Origin of the sequence: Streptomyces sp. NPDC058157 (assembly GCF_042884105.1) — a bacterium.
In the GTDB taxonomy this organism is placed as follows: domain Bacteria; phylum Actinomycetota; class Actinomycetes; order Streptomycetales; family Streptomycetaceae; genus Streptomyces.
In genome coordinates this window covers 1-1,121 of the sequence record NZ_JBHVUQ010000432.1, presented here as the reverse complement: position 1 = coordinate 1,121, position 1,121 = coordinate 1, and the positions used below count along the sequence as shown (strand labels likewise).

At 81.4% G+C, this 1,121-nt stretch carries 2 protein-coding genes and 1 pseudogene; 1 reads left to right on the top strand and 2 read right to left on the bottom strand.

Annotated features, from left to right (window positions below; translation table 11 throughout):
• Positions 1–401 (bottom strand): hypothetical protein (locus tag ACFVXK_RS38640; RefSeq protein WP_389622083.1); only part of this gene is annotated, 401 nt, incomplete at its 3' end.
• A 92-nt stretch (positions 402–493) separates the two neighbouring features.
• Here ACFVXK_RS38640 and ACFVXK_RS38635 point away from each other — a divergent pair.
• Positions 494–787: a hypothetical protein gene (locus ACFVXK_RS38635; protein WP_389622081.1), complete on the top strand. Its 294-nt coding sequence runs from the start codon at positions 494–496 to the stop codon at positions 785–787.
• Positions 788–804: 17 nt separating this feature from the next.
• Here ACFVXK_RS38635 and ACFVXK_RS38630 read toward each other — a convergent pair.
• Positions 805–1,121: pseudogene (locus ACFVXK_RS38630) on the bottom strand (hypothetical protein); the annotation flags it as partial.

The window sequence follows — 1,121 nt, the reverse complement described above, 5'->3', positions numbered from 1 at the left end:
CCCCGGTACAGCAGGCAGTCCCAGCCGTGGCGCTCCAGTTCGGCCGCGCAGGCCGAGAGTCGCTCCTGCTCCTCCCCGGCGGCCCCGCCCCCGGGCGGCCCGGACCAGGTGACCTCCACCAGTCCCCGCGCCCCCGGGGCCACCCGGTAGCCGGTGCGACTGCGCCGGCCGTCGGCGTCCACCGCGGAGGGCGGGAACCCCGCCGCCTCCAGGACGAGGGCCACCGCGCGGGGCATCAGCCGCAGCTCCCACGGGGCGGGCGCGCCGGTGCCCTCCGTCAGCAGGCGGCGCATCTGCACCAGGCCCTCGTACGCGGTGCGCAGCTCGGCCGCACGTCCGGGGCCCGGCGGCGGCCCGTCGCCCGTCGCGGGCTCGAAGCCCTGCCCCTGGGGATCCGCCACCACGCCCGCCCTCCGCCGTCTGAGTACCCCGGTCCAACGGCCTGAGTACCCGCGCCGATTCCCCGGCGCGCCGCCGCTGCTGGAATGACGCCATGACCTCGCGATCCCCCCGCCCGCGCCTGCAGCGGGTGACCTGCGCCGGCTCCGCCCTCGCCGTGGCCCTCGTACCGCTCGCGGTCGGGATCCTGGCCGCCAAGGGCATGGGCGCCGACCCGCACACCCCGGTCAACGCCCTGATCAGCGGCGGCGCCCAGCGCGCCGGGCTGCCGCGCGCCGAATGGAGCCGGCGCGGCCACGGTGCCGTGCGCCGGCTGCGGACGGCCCGCCGGACCGTCCGCGGCCGCTACGCGGCCCTCAGGAGGCCGACGGCTCCCGGAACCCGGTGACGGCCCGTCCGCGCCGGTCAGCGGCCGTACTGGCCGACGCAGAGGTCGACGATGGAGGGCGGCACCGTCCCCTCCGCGGCGTCGCACAGGTCCTCCCCGCGCGGGAGGGCCGGAGCCGCGCGGCGCGGGGGCACGGGCTTGGGGGGCCTGGCGCGGCGGGGCGGGGCCGGCTGCACCGCGCGCGGGGCGGGCGGGCGTGCCTTGCGGACGGGGGGCGCCGGGGAGGGGGCCGGGTCGGGGGAGGGGGCCGGGGCCGGCTCCGGGACCTCGCCCAGGGGGAGGGGCAGGGCGGGCGGGGCCGGGGTGCCGGTGCGGCCGGGGTCCGGGGCGCCGG